Below are 14,214 nucleotides of genomic sequence, written 5' to 3' on the forward strand. Positions count from 1 at the left end.
CGATACGCTCGACCCCGATGTGATGTGGACAACGGAAGGCATGAGATGAGTCGCTCTGTCCTGGTGACGGGCGGGAACCGGGGCATCGGCCTGGCGATCGCGCGCGAGCTGGCCGCCGCCGGTGACAAGGTCGCCGTCACCTACCGCTCCGGCGAGCCCCCCGAGGGGCTGTTCGGGGTGCGCTGCGACGTGACCAGCGCCGAGGACGTGGACGCCGCGTTCGCGAAGGTGGAGGCGGAGCAGGGCCCGGTCGAGGTGCTGGTGGCCAACGCGGGGATCACCAAGGACACGCTCCTGGCGATCATGAGCGAGGACGCGTTCACCTCCGTCCTCGACACCAACCTCACCGGATCGTTCCGGGTGGCCAAGCGGTCGGTGAAGGGCATGATGCGGGCCCGCAAGGGCCGGATCATCCTGGTCTCCTCGGTGGTCGGGCTGCTCGGCTCGGCGGGGCAGGCCAACTACGCCGCGTCCAAGGCGGGCATGGTCGGGTTCGCCCGGTCGCTGGCCCGCGAGCTGGGCTCGCGCGGGATCACCGTGAACGTCGTCGCGCCCGGTTTCGTCGACACCGACATGACCGCCGCGCTGACCGAGGACCAGCAGAAGACGATCAAGAGCGTGATCCCGCTCGGCCGCACGGCGCAGCCGGAGGAGATCGCCAAGACCATCGGGTTCCTGGCGTCCGACGACGCCGCGTACATCACCGGCGCGGTCATCCCGGTGGACGGCGGACTGGGAATGGGGCACTGAGCGCGATGGGCATCCTCGAAGGCAAGAACATCCTGGTCACCGGCGTCCTCACGGACGCGTCGATCGGGTTCCACGTGGCGCGGGTCGCGCAGGAGCAGGGCGCGCGCGTCGTGCTGACCGCCTACCCGCGTCCGACGCTGACCGCCCGGACCGCCAAGCGGCTGCCGTCCGGCCCGGACGACGTCCCCCCGGTCATCGAGCTGGACGTCACCAACGCCGAACAGCTGGACGCGCTCGCCGGGAACCTCGCGGACGTGGGCTTCGACCGGCTGGACGGCGTCGTCCACTCGATCGGGTTCGCGCCGCAGACCGCGCTCGGCGGCAACTTCCTCGAGACCCCGTGGGAGGACGTGGCGGTCGCCGTGCACTCCTCGGCGTACTCGCTGAAGTCGCTCACGATGGCCTGCATGCCGCTGATGAAGGACGGCGGCTCGGTCGTCGGCCTCGACTTCGACGCGACCAAGGCGTGGCCGGTCTACGACTGGATGGGCGTGGCGAAGGCGGGCCTGGAGTCCACCTGCCGCTACCTGGCCAAGTACCTCGGCCCGCAGAACGTCCGGGTGAACCTGGTCGCGGCCGGGCCGCTCGGCACGATGGCGGCCAAGAGCATCCCCGGCTTCCAGACGATGACCGACCTGTGGCCGCGCACCGCGCCGCTCGGCTGGGACATCAAGGACAGCGAGCCCACCGCGAAGGCGATCGTGGCGCTGCTGTCGGACTGGTTCCCGGCGACCACGGGCGAGATCCTGCACGTGGACGGCGGCCTCCACGCGGTCGGCGCCCCGCCCGCGTAACCCCCTTCACGGCGAAACGGCGGCGGCCCGGTCACCCGACCGGGCCGCCGCCGCCTCTCGTCCGCCGCCTTCCCGCCTGCCGGTCAGCGGCGGCGCGGGCGGCGCCGCATCTGGCGGGCGATGTGGCTGAGGTTCAGCGCGGCGGCCGCGCCGATGACCGCCGCGGACCCGGCCACCCAGATCATCTGGCCGCCCTCGGTCTGCTCGGACGCGGCGACCGGCGAAACCAGATGCGTCTGGGGGAGGGGCGCCCCACCGGGAAGCGCGCCGTCCGGCCCGGCGACCTGCGGCGCGGGGAGCAGGCCGGGCAGGTTCGTCTGCCGTCCGTTCGGCGCGGTCTCAGGGAACGGCTGAGGGGCCTGGTCGCTCATGAGGGACGGCCCGCTCCCGGTCGGCACGTTCACCTTCGGCCCGCCGCCGTTGCCCTGGGGCGTCTTGCCGCCGCCGTTCCCGCCGCCGCTGTGGTCGCCCGTGCCGTCCCCGCCGGGGCCGTTGACGGCCTTGTCGGGCGTCTTGGACTTGGTCGGCGTCGGGGACGGAGTGTTGTGGTGGTCGACCCGGTCGCGGAGGTGGTCGAGCTGGCACTTCCAGTTCTCGAGCGTGCTCTTCGGGTCGGTGCCCTTGACGCAGGGCTTGGCGGCGCTCGCGGCCGCCGTCCCGGCGTACGCGGCCGGGGACCCGAGCACCGTCATGACCAGGGCGGTGGCGGAGACCGCCGTGGCCGCGGACCCGATCCTCCGGAGGCGTCGCTGCTGGGGCATGTCACTCCTTCGCTGTTGACGCCCCGTCCAAGGAGACTCGGGCGGGGCGTCGCACCGGGTTCGCGCCTTCGTGATCGAATCGTGCCGCACCAGGCCCCTGCGGTAAACAGCGAATCGAAGGTTTCCTCCGCCCCGGTGAGGCCGCCGGCCCCCAGCGGTCCCGCGGAAGTGGTGTCCGCGCGGGCCCGGGAAGGAGCCGTGGCCTAGCCGAGGACGAGGCGCGCCAGCCGCGTGCGGCGCTCCGGCGCACCGGTCTCCCGGACGGCCCGGGCGAGGCCGGGTCCGGCCGCCTGCACCACCGACAGGTGCCGCCGGGCGAGCCCGAACGCGGTCGCGACGGCGGGCCGCGACAGCGCGGATCCGGCGACCACGGCGACGACCGCGTCCCGGCGGGCGCCGCGCGCGAGCGACAGCGGCAGCGCCCAGCCGTGCCGCAGCCGCGACGCCGACGCGGGCGGCACCACGGACGTCCCGGCGGCGAACACGATGCTCAGGCCCTCCGGTCTGGCCCCCTCGATCGTGCCGGTCTCACCGACGGCGGCCTGGGGGAGCGGCGAGGCGACCACGATCCGGTCGCCGACGTCGAACCCGGCGAACCGGCCGGGGCCCGGGTTCAGCTTCGCCTTGAGCGCCGCGTTGAGCGCGCCGGCGGCCGCCTCGCCCGCCGGGGCGAGCGCCACGACCTGCACCTCGCCCGCGGGGATGTCCAAGACGCGCGGGATCGAGTCGGTGACGAGCTGCACCGCGCGGTGCACCGCCTCCTCCTCGCCCATCGCCGGGACGATCACGACCTCCTTGTTCGGCGCGGCCACCTGGGCGAGCCCGCCGCCCCGGACCGCCGCCGTCAGCTCGTCCAGCGGGCCGCCGGGCCCCTCCGGCTCGAGCTCCACGACCGGGACGGTCTCGGACGCCTCGAGGTCCGCAAGGACGCGTCCGGGCGCCGCGGGCGGGGCCGCGCCGGGCTCCCCGCAGAGCACCAGGTGCGCGCCGTCCGGGCACGCCTCGACCAGCACCGCGCACAGTTCGACGTCCAGGCCCGACGCGTCCGGCAGGACGAGCAGGTCCAGCTCGAACGGCCGCTGCTCGCCGCGCCGGTACAGCACCGACCCGGGGGCCGTGCCGGGTTCGTCCGCCGGGTCGAGCAGCCGGTGCAGGCCGACGGCGGTGCCCTCCGGGAGTTCGGGATGCGCGGCCGCGAGGTCGGCGGCGGCGAGGTCGGTCGGCGTGACCACCGCGGCCCGCACGCCCTGTCCGGCGGCGGCCGTGACGACCGCGACCGCCGTGGCCGCCAGGTCGTTCGCGGTGCCGCGCCAGATGGTCACGCCGGTGCGGAGCGCGGCGGTGAAGGCCAGCGAGCGGTCCTCCGGCAGGCCCGAGCGCAGCTCCTTGACCACGGCGTCGTCCAGCAGGGGCGCGGCGGTCGCGTTGAGCCGCTGGAACCCCTCGGCCGCGGCCTCCTCGGTCAGCGCCCACCGGGCCAGCCCGAGCGACTCCTCGGGCTCGGGCAGGTCGGCGTCCTCGTCGAACGCCTCCTCGTCGAACTCCGGCTCCTCGGTGAGGGCGAGCACCTCGCCCGCGTCGAGCGCGTCCTCCACGGCCCTGCGGGGGTCGGCGACGCGCTCCTTCTCCAGCGACGTCAGGACGTCTGGCAGTGGCGTGACGGTGTGCCCGCGCACGGCCGCCTCCGCCAGCAGCGCCGCGACGAGCGCCCGGCCGCGCCGCGGGTCGTCCGGACGCGCGGCGTCGCCGAGCACCTTCCGGGCGAAGTGGTCGGCCTGCCGGGGGCGGACGCCCGGCACCCGCAGCAGCCGCCACGGGTCGTCCCGGAGCCGGTCCGCGGCGCCCGCGCCGAGGCGGGCGGCGGCGCGGGGCGCGAGCGAGGCCGGGACCCCGGCCTCCTCGAACAACGCGGTCAGCGCCGCGATCTCGCCCGCGGCGTCGGTGCCCGCGGCGTCGGTGGCCGCGTCGGCGGTGGGAGCGGCTGCGGATTCGGAGTTGTCGGCGGAGTTGTCGGTCACGGTCTTCCCGGATGGCTTGGGCAGAGTCTGGTCATGGCGCGGTGGACGAGGCGGTGGGCGACGCGGCCACGGGCCGCTCCCGAGCGTGCCACGCCCGGCCCGTCCGCGCGAACCGAGCCACGCGGACACCCGGACCCGGTTCGGGTCCGGCACCCCGTGAGCGGGGCGCTGTGAGCGGGAGGCCGGGGGACGTGGCGCGGACGAGAGGGGGCGTGGCATGGACGAGGGGGCGGGTGAGGGGTGAGGGTCAGTGCGGGGCGGTCATATCGGAGACGTCGTCGAGGGCGCGGCGGATCTCGTCCGGCAGCGTCAGCGCCTCGCTCGCCAGCGCCTGGCCGAGCTGCCCGGCGGTGCGCGCCCCGACGATGGGCGCGGCGACGCCCGGACGGTCCCGGACCCAGCTCAGCGCGACCGCGAGCGGCGTGGTGTTGAGGCCCTCGGCGGCGGTCACGACCGCCTCCACGATCCGCGCGCACTCCTCGTCCAGGAACGGCTGGACGAACTCGGCGAAGTGCGCGGTCGCGGCGCGCGACCCGGCCGGGATGCCGGTGCGGTACTTGCCGGTCAGCACGCCCCGGCCGAGCGGCGACCACGGCAGCAGCCCGGCCTCGGCGTCCCGGACGGCGGGGAGCAGCTCGCGCTCGGGGTCGCGGCTCAGCAGCGAGTACTCGGCCTGGGCGGCCACCACCGGCGCGCGGCCCGGCCAGGCCCGCTGCCACGCGGCGGCCTTGGCGGCCTGCCAGCCGGTGAAGTTCGCGACGCCGACGTAGCGGGCGCGGCCGGACGCGACCGCCTCGTCCAGCGCGCTCAGCGTCTCCTCGAGCGGCGTCGCCGGGTCGTGGACGTGCAGCTGCCACAGGTCCACGTACTCGACGCCGAGCCGGTCCAGGGACGCGTCGAGCGCCGACAGCAGATGCCGCCGGGAGCCGTCGTAGCGTCCGTCCGGCCGGATCGCGGCCTTGGTCGACACGACCAGGTCCTCGCGGTCGACGGTCTCGCGCATGAGGTGGCCGAGGATCCGCTCGGCGTCGCCGTCGCTGTAGACGTCGGCGGTGTCGACCAGGGTGCCCCCGGCGTCGGCGAACGCGATCAGCTGCGCCGCCGCCTCGTCGGGCTCGGTGTCCTGCCCCCAGGTCATGGTGCCCAGCCCGAGCCGGGAGACGACGAGGCCGCTCCGCCCGACGTGACGCTCCTTCATGGAGGGTGAGGGTATCCGCTCCCGCGCAGGCCCAGCGGGGCCGCCCGCCTGGATCGGCAGGGCCGCTCTCCCGGACGGGCGAGGGGGCTCGCGGGCCCGGCGGGGACGGTCCGGACGACCGCTACCCTTCGGTGGGGCCCGATCACCGGGCCCGGGGGGCCGTGACGGACGCCGCCGAAACCGCCGCCGTCCCGCCCGGCCGACCCGCCGTCCCGCGCTCGTCCCGAGGGGAAACCACCGATCGTGAACGTCGTCGAAGCGACCGTGCTCGGCATCGTCCAGGGACTGACGGAGTTCCTGCCGATCTCCAGCTCCGGCCACCTGCTGATCGTCCCCAAGCTGGTCGGCTGGGAGGACCCGGGCGCGGCCTTCACCGCCGTGATCCAGCTCGGCACCATGCTCGCGGTCATCATCTACTTCTGGCGCGACCTGGTGAACATCATCACCACCTGGACCAAGAGCCTCTGGACCCCGGCCCTGCGGCCCACCATGGACGCCCGGATGGGCTGGTACATCGGCCTCGGCACCATCCCCATCTCGGTGATCGGCCTGGCCACCAAGGACTTCGTGGAGAAGGGCGCGCGGAACCTGTGGCTGAACGCGTCCTCGCTGATCATCATGGGCCTGGTGCTGATGATCGCCGAGTGGGCCGGGGCCCGGAAGCGCGAGGTCGCCGACCTCAACCTGAGGGACGGCCTGGTCATCGGCGCCTTCCAGTGCCTGTCGCTGATCCCCGGCTCGTCCCGGTCGGGCTCGACCATGACCGGCGCGCTGTTCCTCGGCTACACCCGCGAGGCCGCGGCGCGCTACTCGTTCCTGCTGTCGGTCCCGGCGGTGGTGCTGTCCGGCCTGTTCGAGCTGCGCAAGGCGTTCGACGGCGGGCTCGCCTGGATGCCGACGGTCATCGCGACCGTGGTGTCGTTCGTGGTCGGCTACGCCTGCATCGCCTGGCTGCTGAAGTACCTGGTCAAGCACTCGATGATGCTCTTCGTGTACTACCGGGTGGCGCTGGGCGGCGCCCTGCTGGGCCTGCTCGCCGCCGGGGCGGTCTCCGCCACCTGATCCGCCCGCGGCGCCACCCCGGAACCACCGGAGAGGCGTCCCATCCGCCGCCGGAGCCGCCGCGCGCGGTGAACGGCCGGTGAACACTCGTGGAAAGTCGAAGACCCTGCCCTCCCCGGGGTGACCCCCGGGGAGGGCAGGGCTTCATGCGGGCCTCGTTATGCGACCGTGCTACCGGCTGTAGCGGTGGCCGTACATGTGGCCGTAGTGCCCGTAGTTCCCGTAGTAGCCGCCACCGTAGTAGTGGTGGCCGTAGTAACCACCGTAGTAACGGTGGTAGTACGGGTAGTAGTGGTGGTAGTACGGGTAGTAGCGGTGGTGGCCGTAGTAGCCGCCGCCGTAGCACCAGCGGCTGTAGTAGCCGCACGGCTGAGAGACCTCGACGGCCCGGCCCTGCCGGGTGGCGTGCCCCGGAGCCACGACGTGACGCGACTTCTGGATCTGCCTGTGGCTCGTCGTGGCGTGATGGCCGGGCCGGTTGGCCGGCTGCGGCCCGGCCGCGAACGCGGGGGCGCCGGCGAGACCGGCGACGAGCGCGCTGGAGGCGGCCGTGGTGAGTATGAGCTTGGCGAGCATTTCTCGCTCCTCCCATGAAGGGTCGTACAGGAGCCTTCTTACCAAGCGTGACTGATCGATTACCAAGAGTGGCCACATGCGGCCATATCGTAGATTGTTTCGGAGTTGCCGCTGGTCAGCCCGTTGAAGGGGGCGCGGCGGGCGGCGCGGCCGGAGGTGCCGGAGGCGCTGGATCGCCCGCCGGGACGGGCTGTTCGGGGCGCGGGGTGTGCTTGGCGAGCCATCCCGCCCCGAACGTGAACCCCGCTGTGACGAGCGCCGTGACGAGCGCCTGCAGAGGCGCCGCCATCGACGACAGCTCGGGCAGCTTCAACACCAGCCACCCGACGACGAAACCCGCCACCAGACTCGCTCCGCTGGCGGCGGTCACCTTGGTCTCGATCGGTGCCGCCATGCCTGACTCCTTGAGGGGGACCCGTTCCGAGAGGGCCGTGCCCTCATGGTCCTCCCGGTGCCCCTCGCTGCCTAGCCGGTAATCCCCAGAAATTTCCGGAAAATATGTGAGGGTGGGCCAGGGGTCAACCCGCTCGGGCCTCTCGTCGCCGGCGAGCCGCCAGGCCCCCTCGCGAGAGAATCCGGCCCATGGGCTAGACGGCCGGGTCGGCGAAGGCGCAGATCGCATAGACGGTGAAGTCGAACGCGGAGCCGTAGTTGGGAGGCGGAACGACCTCCCAGCCGCCGGCTCCCGCCGGCCGGGACGAGTTGGCGGCCGCGTATCCGTCGGGCATCGAGTACCCGCCGCCCAGTACCCGCTTGCCCGGGCTGCACATGGCCCTCTGGGGGACGGCCGACAACGGCGGATTCGTGTACTGCTGCTGGACGACCTCCCAGCCGATGACTCCCTCCCGCCCCGGCTCGCCTGCGGGCCCCTGCGGGCCTGGCGGTCCCTGTGCGCCTCGCGGTCCCGGTGGCCCTGGCGGTCCCGGTGGCCCTGGCGGCCCCGGTGGCCCTGGCGGCCCCTGTGGCCCTCGCCGGCCTGGCTTGCGCGGAGCGCACTTCTTGCAGGTGTGGACGCAGCAGTTCGCCCACTTGGCGGACATGGGGACCGTCGGGGCCTCCTGGGCGGATGCGGAGGTCTGGACCGACACGACCCCGCCCCCGCCGAGCAGCAAGGCGCCCGCCGCCATCGTCATGGAGCAGGTGCGGACAGATCGAATTCGGAAGATCATGGGACTCCTTGGGTGTTCGGAACCCAGATACCCGCAGGTCCATGCATCACAGACGTCCACATGATCCATATTCAGGCCAGTGATCCGTAAATCCGCTGGCGCAGCGCCCGGAGAGGGGCGGCTACGAGTATGCGGGCGCCGAGGTCAAGGCCTGCCTGAAGCGGTAGTCCGCGGGCACGGCAAACCTCTCACGGACGAGCTGGAGCCTGGAGTTCGCCGACGCGACGATGGCCGAGACCGCCAAAAGCCGGTGCGGGGCACCGGCGGTCGGTGGGTGAGGAAACGGAGCGCCCCGCTCTTCCCGGAAGTCGTCTTCCGGGAAGAGCGGGGCGCGCCTCGGTAGGTCAGTGCCTGTAGTAGCGGTGGCCGTAGTAGTGGCCGTAGTGATGGCCGTAGTAGTGGCCATAGTGGTGGCCGTGGTGGTAGCACCAGTAGTCGTAGTGGCGGCACGGCCGGGTGTCGGTGGCCGGGGCCGTCTGCGCGGCGCGGCCCGGCTCGGCGGACGCGAGCGCGGGGGCGGCGGACAGGCCGGCGACCAGTGCGCCGGCGGCGGCCGTGGTGAATATGAGCTTGGTGAGCATGTCGCTCCTCCTATGAAGGGTCGTACGCTGACCCTTACCAAGCGTGATTGATCAATTACCCAGAGTGGCCACATGTGGTCGGCATGCGAATTCTCCCTGCGTATCCGCTGGTCAACCCGCTGAAGGGGATCGGTGGGAGGTGTCGCCGGAGGGAGGGGATCCGGGCGGGCCGGGGGCCGCGCCCGCTCCGTGCCGCCCACGCAGGCGCCACTCACCCGGAGGCCACGCGATTAGAGCCAGCGGTTGCGGCGGAGGATGCGGAACAGGATCAGGCAGATGACGGCCATCACGGCGATGGCGATCGGATAGCCGTAGTGGGTGTGCAACTCCCACATGTGGTCGAAGTTCATCCCGTAGATGCCCGCGATGGCTGTCGGGACGGCGACGATCGCGGCCCACGCCGAGATCTTCCGCATGTCGTCGTTCTGCCGCTGGCCGAGCAGGGCCAGGTGCGCGCTGAGGACGCTGTTGAGGAGCTCGTTGTGCGCGTCCACCTGGGTGTCGACGCGCAGCAGGTGGTCCAGGACGTCGCGGAAGTACTCGCGGACGCCGTGGCACTCGGTCACGCGCCCGCGCGCGATCTCCTCCATCACCGGGACGAGCGGGTCCTCGGCGCCGCGGAACTCCAGCACCTCGCGCTTGAGCGAGTAGATCCGCTCGGTCACGTCATTGGCGTGCGGGTCGAACACCGCGCGCTCCAGGTCGATGATCTGGCGCTCGACCTCGTGCGCGACGATCCCGTAGCGGTCCACGACCTCGTCGCACACCGCGTACAGGACGCCGGTGGGCCCCCGGTCCAGCATCTCGGCGTCCGACTCCAGCCGCTCGCGCACCGGGCCGAGGGGGTTCCCCGCGCCGTGCCGGACGGTCACCACGAAGTCGCGGCCGAGGAACAGCATGATCTCGCCGACCTCGACGCCGGCGGTCGCCTCGTCGTAGGCGAGCGTCTTCAGGACCAGGAACAGGGTGTCGTCGTAGCGTTCCAACTTGGGCCGCTGGTGCGCCGACACCGCGTCCTCGGCCGCGAGGGGGTGCAGTTTGAGCTCGTCCTTGACCAGCTCGAACTCCTCGGCACTGGGCTCGAACAGGCCGATCCAGAGAAAGCAGTCGCCCCGCTCGCGGGCGGCGTCGAACGCGTCGCTGATGTCGCCGTCGATGTCCGTGCGAACACCGTCGGCGTAGATGGCCTTGTCCACAATCATGCCGGGCATTGTTGCGCAAACGGTGAAGAATATGCGGGCTTCGCGGAAAAGGACGGCTCTCGTAGAGTGCTCGCTGTGACCACCCTTCTGCTCGTGCGGCACGGCCGCACCGCGCTGACCGGACCGGTGCTCGCCGGCTGGACCCCCGGCCTCGGGCTGGACGACCACGGCCGCGCGCAGGCCGAGGACCTGGCCGGACGCCTCGCCGGGACGCCGCTGGCCGCCGTGGTCTCCAGCCCCCTCGACCGGTGCCTGCAGACCGCCGAGGCCGTCGCCGCGCGCACCGGGACCGAGAAGGTCGAGGTGGACGACCGTTTCGGCGAGGTCCGTTACGGCGACTGGACGGGCCGTCCGCTGAAGGAGCTCGCCGAGGAGCCGCTGTGGCGGGTCGTCCAGGCGCACCCGAGCGCCGTGGTGTTCCCCGGCGAGGCCGGTGAGGGGCTCGCCGACGCGCAGCGCCGCGCGGTCGCCGCCGTCCGCGACTGGAACGCCCGGATCGCCGCCGAGCACGGCCCGGACGCCGTCTACCTGGTGTGCAGCCACGGCGACATCATCAAGGCGGTCGTCGCCGACGCGCTCGGCCTGCACCTGGACCAGTTCCAGCGGATCCAGGCCGACACGGCGTCGCTCACCGCCATCCGCTACACCGAGCTGCGGCCGTTCCTGGTCCGGCTGAACGACACCGGCGGGGAGGTCGCCTCGCTGCTGCCGAGGCCCGCGGGCGACGCGCCAGGCCGGGAGGGTGACGCGCCGGTCGGCGGCGGCGCGTAGGGTCTGGTGTCATGCCGGTCATCTCCTACGAACTGCCGGACCGCTTCGTCGCCGGGACGGTCGGCGAGCCCGGCGGGCGAGCGTTCTTCCTGCAGGCCCGCGAGGGCCGCCGCGTCACCAGTGTCGGGCTGGAGAAGTTCCAGGTCAGCCTGCTCGCCGAGCGGCTGTCGGAACTGCTCGACGAGGTGCTGCGGCGCAGCGGCGGCACCGCGCACGTGCCCGCCGTGACCCCCGACGGCCTGCGCGACGACGAGCCGCTGGACGAGCCGGTGGAGGAGGAGTTCCGCGTCGGCACCATGGCCCTGGCCTGGGACCCGGAGGACGAGCGGGTCGTCATCGAGGCGCAGGAGGCCACCGGCGAGGAGGACGACGACGCCGAGGTCGGCGAGCCGGACCCGGCGATCGCGGTGCTGCGGGTGCGGATCAGCGCCGCGCAGGCCCGCGCGTTCGCCGAGCGCGCCCTGAAGGTCGTCGCCGCAGGCCGTCCGCCGTGCCCGCTGTGCGGGCTGCCGCTGTCGGCCGAGGGCCACGTCTGCCCCCGGCAGAACGGCTACCTGGGGTGACGCGCGCGGCGCGGATCCGGGCCGCGCATTGCTGGATCATGGCCGCCCGGCCCTGGAGAATGGACGTATGACGCAGGCTTCACGGGGGCGCACGCCCGCCGACGACGACCGCGGCGGGGCCGCCGGGTCCCGGGGCGTGTCACCCCGGGACACCGAGGCGGCCGAGCGGCTGCTGACCGAGGGGACGCTCACCGTCGAGGGGCGCCTCGTCCAGGCGTCCAACGCGACCCTGTACTGCTCGGTCGAGCGGGACGGGGTGCGGGCCGCGTGCGTCTACAAGCCGGTCGCGGGGGAGCGCCCGCTCTGGGACTTCCCGGACGGCACCCTCGCCGAGCGCGAGGTCGCCGCCTACGAGGTGTCGCAGGCGATGGGCTGGCACACCGTCCCGCCGACCGTGCACCGCGACGGGCCGTACGGTGTCGGCATGGTGCAGCTGTGGGTCGAGCCCGACCCGGACACCGACACCGTCGCGCTGTCCCGGTCGGACGCCGAGCCGATCCGCCGGATGGCGGTGTTCGACGCGGTCGTCAACAACGCCGACCGCAAGATCGGCCACCTGCTCCCGCCGGGCGACGGCCACGTCTACGGCTGCGACCACGGCGTGTGCTTCTCGGTCGACTACAAGCTCCGCACGGTGCTGTGGCAGTGGCGCGGCAAGCCGCTGACCGCCGAGGCGCTGGACGCGCTCGGCCGGGTCGAGGCGTCGCTGCGGTCCGGGCGGCTCGGCGAGCGGCTCGGCGCGCTGCTGACCGCCGACGAGGTGGACGCGACGCGCCGCCGAGTCGAGCTGATGCTCAAGCACCGCATCCACCCGTACCCGCCCGAGGACTGGCCCGCCGTTCCCTGGCCCCCGCTTTAATCGCCCTTGGGGCCGAATGCTGCAATGGGCCCCATGTGTACGGCGATCGTCAGCGTGGACCCCGCCTCCCCGGTCCCGGTGCTCCTCGTGGGCGCCCGGGACGAGTTCCTCGCCCGGGCCTGGGAACCGCCCGGACGCCACTGGCCGGACCGCCCCCGGCTGCTCGGCGGACGCGACCGCAGGGCGGGCGGCACCTGGCTCGCCGTCGACCCCGGCGCCCACCGCGCCGCGACCGTCCTGAACGGTCGCGGCCCCCTCGCCCCCGACGACCGGCGCCGCTCCCGCGGCGACCTGCCGCTGCGCGTCGCGGCCGACGGCGTCCCCGGCGACCTGGACCTGCCCGCCTACGACCCGTTCTTCCTGCTCGGCGTCCAGCCGGACGGCGCGCGCATGTGGAGCTGGGACGGCGCCGGGTACACCGAACGCGACCTCGGCCCCGGCCTGCACATCGTCGTCAACAACGGCCTGAACGGCGAGGGCCACCGCGAGGGCGTCGTCGAGGACGCCTTCATGCACGCCCGCCTCGCCCACCTGCGTCCGGTGCTGGCCGCCGCGCCCCGTCCCGAGCCGCGCCCCGGCGGCGACGCCCGCGACTGGGCGCCCTGGCTGGCGGAGCTCGAGGGCGGTGGCCTCGCCCGCACCGACGAGCGCACGCTGCTCCCGCTGCACGAGTTCGAACCCGGCCGCGTCTGGGGCACCACCTCGATCAGCCTGATCGGGCTCGGACCGGACCTGGTCCGCTACGACTTCTCCGCCCGCCCCGGCGACCCGTCCGCCTGGACGACCATCCTCTGACCCACCTCCCTTCGCCTGCCTCCTTTTCCGGCGTGTCCGGAATGAGGCCGTCCGGCGCGTGCCGCGAACCGCTCGGCGGCGCGCGGGACCTTTTCGAGGGTCGCGCACGCGACGAGATGACGCTGGGTGCTAACTTCGCTACCTAGCGCGATCTTCGTCGGCCGCACGCGGTGCCGCCGACCGTGCGAGGACGCGCCCAGGTCGTCACGCAGAGCGGGGGAAGTGCAGATGGCAGCACGACGACGGGGGACGGTGATCGCCGCGGGGCTCGGGGCGGCCGCTCTCGGACTGGCCGCGTGCGGTGGCGGGGGTGGGGGAGGCGGCGCCGCCGGGGGGACGCTGAAGGTCGTCGGATCGTCCGACCCGGACCACATCGACACCTCGAGCGTCTACACCACCTGGGGCAACCTGCTGGCCCGCCAGTTCTCGCGGAACCTGTTCAACGTCAAGGCGGCCGACAACTTCGACGACGCGATCAAGGTCGTTCCGGACGCCGCCGCGGAGATCCCGACGACCGGCAACGGCGGGCTCAGCAAGGACGGCAGGACTTACACGATCAAGCTGCGCGACGGCATGCAGTGGGACACCAGTCCCGTCCGCCCGGTGGTCGCGGGCGACTTCGTGCGCGGCATCAAGCGGATCTGCAACCCCGCCAAGCCGTCCGGCGGCATGGCGTACTACACCGAGACCATCCAGGGCTTCAGCCAGTACTGCGACGGCTTCTCCAAGGTCAGCGCGACCAGCCCGGCGGCGATCGCGGCCTACCAGAACGGCCACCAGGTGCCCGGCCTGCAGGCCAAGGACGACAAGACGCTGGTCGTCAAGCTGGTCAACCCGGCCAGCGACTTCACCAACATCCTCGGCCTGACCTTCTCGGCGGCGGCCCCCGCGGAGTACGACAAGTTCATCCCGGACAGCCCGGAGTTCCGGACGCACACGATCTCCGACGGCCCGTACAAGATCACCTCCTACCAGCCGAACAAGCAGATCACGCTGGCGAAGAACACCGCCTGGAAGGCCGACTCGGACCCGATCCGGGAGCAGAACCCCGACGGCGTCCAGATCACGATGGGGCAGGACTCGCCCGAGACCGTCCAGCAGCAGATGGAGTCCGG

16 protein-coding genes are annotated in these 14,214 nt (G+C 73.1%); 8 read left to right on the plus strand and 8 right to left on the minus strand.

Annotated features, from left to right (window positions below; genetic code table 11):
• Positions 1–45 precede the first annotated feature (45 nt).
• Both fabG and fabI read left to right on the plus strand, forming a co-directional pair.
• Entirely contained in the window at positions 46–750 is a 705-nt protein-coding gene (fabG, locus tag AB0L06_RS30520; RefSeq protein WP_500234567.1) for a 3-oxoacyl-[acyl-carrier-protein] reductase, read from the plus strand.
• A gap of 5 nt (positions 751–755) precedes the next feature.
• Positions 756–1,544, plus strand: coding sequence for an enoyl-ACP reductase FabI (gene fabI, locus AB0L06_RS30525; protein WP_500234568.1), 789 nt, complete (start codon positions 756–758; stop codon positions 1,542–1,544).
• Between the two features lie 83 nt (positions 1,545–1,627).
• Here fabI and AB0L06_RS30530 read toward each other — a convergent pair whose 3' ends face one another.
• From AB0L06_RS30530 to AB0L06_RS30540, 3 genes are all read right to left on the minus strand, one after another.
• A complete protein-coding gene (locus AB0L06_RS30530) occupies positions 1,628–2,305 on the minus strand; it encodes a hypothetical protein (protein ID WP_500234569.1) in 678 nt (225 codons plus the stop codon).
• Between the two features lie 203 nt (positions 2,306–2,508).
• Positions 2,509–4,323, minus strand: coding sequence for a helix-hairpin-helix domain-containing protein (locus AB0L06_RS30535; protein WP_500234571.1), 1,815 nt, complete (start codon positions 4,321–4,323; stop codon positions 2,509–2,511).
• 247 nt (positions 4,324–4,570) lie between these two features.
• On the minus strand, positions 4,571–5,521 hold the full coding sequence (locus tag AB0L06_RS30540; protein WP_500234572.1) for an aldo/keto reductase: 951 nt from the start codon (positions 5,519–5,521) through the stop codon (positions 4,571–4,573).
• Positions 5,522–5,764: 243 nt separating this feature from the next.
• Between AB0L06_RS30540 and AB0L06_RS30545 the strand changes: the two genes are divergently transcribed.
• The gene (locus AB0L06_RS30545) at positions 5,765–6,583 is read left to right on the plus strand and encodes an undecaprenyl-diphosphate phosphatase (protein WP_500234573.1); all 819 of its coding nucleotides are present in this window, start codon (positions 5,765–5,767) and stop codon (positions 6,581–6,583) included.
• Between the two features lie 171 nt (positions 6,584–6,754).
• Here AB0L06_RS30545 and AB0L06_RS30550 read toward each other — a convergent pair whose 3' ends face one another.
• The 5 genes from AB0L06_RS30550 to corA form a co-directional block, all read right to left on the minus strand.
• Positions 6,755–7,159, minus strand: coding sequence for a hypothetical protein (locus tag AB0L06_RS30550; RefSeq protein WP_500234574.1), 405 nt, complete (start codon positions 7,157–7,159; stop codon positions 6,755–6,757).
• 115 nt (positions 7,160–7,274) lie between these two features.
• Positions 7,275–7,553, minus strand: a complete 279-nt coding sequence (locus tag AB0L06_RS30555; protein WP_500234575.1) for a hypothetical protein — start codon at positions 7,551–7,553, stop codon at positions 7,275–7,277.
• A gap of 193 nt (positions 7,554–7,746) precedes the next feature.
• Positions 7,747–7,953, minus strand: coding sequence for a hypothetical protein (locus tag AB0L06_RS30560; RefSeq protein ID WP_500234576.1), 207 nt, complete (start codon positions 7,951–7,953; stop codon positions 7,747–7,749).
• A gap of 719 nt (positions 7,954–8,672) precedes the next feature.
• On the minus strand, positions 8,673–8,909 hold the full coding sequence (locus tag AB0L06_RS30565; RefSeq protein WP_500234577.1) for a hypothetical protein: 237 nt from the start codon (positions 8,907–8,909) through the stop codon (positions 8,673–8,675).
• Positions 8,910–9,139: 230 nt separating this feature from the next.
• Complete coding sequence (corA, locus tag AB0L06_RS30570) at positions 9,140–10,111, minus strand: magnesium/cobalt transporter CorA (protein ID WP_500234578.1); 972 nt, start codon at positions 10,109–10,111, stop codon at positions 9,140–9,142.
• A gap of 75 nt (positions 10,112–10,186) precedes the next feature.
• On the opposite strand from corA, the gene AB0L06_RS30575 reads away from it, so the two are divergent.
• The 5 genes from AB0L06_RS30575 to AB0L06_RS30595 all read left to right on the plus strand — a co-directional run.
• On the plus strand, positions 10,187–10,882 hold the full coding sequence (locus AB0L06_RS30575) for a histidine phosphatase family protein (RefSeq protein ID WP_500234579.1): 696 nt from the start codon (positions 10,187–10,189) through the stop codon (positions 10,880–10,882).
• Between the two features lie 11 nt (positions 10,883–10,893).
• Positions 10,894–11,445, plus strand: a complete 552-nt coding sequence (locus AB0L06_RS30580; protein WP_500234580.1) for a DUF3090 domain-containing protein — start codon at positions 10,894–10,896, stop codon at positions 11,443–11,445.
• Positions 11,446–11,512: 67 nt separating this feature from the next.
• A complete protein-coding gene (locus AB0L06_RS30585) occupies positions 11,513–12,304 on the plus strand; it encodes an SCO1664 family protein (protein WP_500234581.1) in 792 nt (263 codons plus the stop codon).
• Positions 12,305–12,337: 33 nt separating this feature from the next.
• Positions 12,338–13,099, plus strand: coding sequence for an NRDE family protein (locus tag AB0L06_RS30590; RefSeq protein ID WP_500234582.1), 762 nt, complete (start codon positions 12,338–12,340; stop codon positions 13,097–13,099).
• Positions 13,100–13,327: 228 nt separating this feature from the next.
• On the plus strand, positions 13,328–14,214 hold an 887-nt coding region (locus AB0L06_RS30595), incomplete at its 3' end, for an ABC transporter substrate-binding protein (RefSeq protein ID WP_500234583.1).

Origin of the sequence: Spirillospora sp. NPDC052269 (assembly GCF_040679435.1) — a bacterium.
Lineage (GTDB): Bacteria > Actinomycetota > Actinomycetes > Streptosporangiales > Streptosporangiaceae > Spirillospora.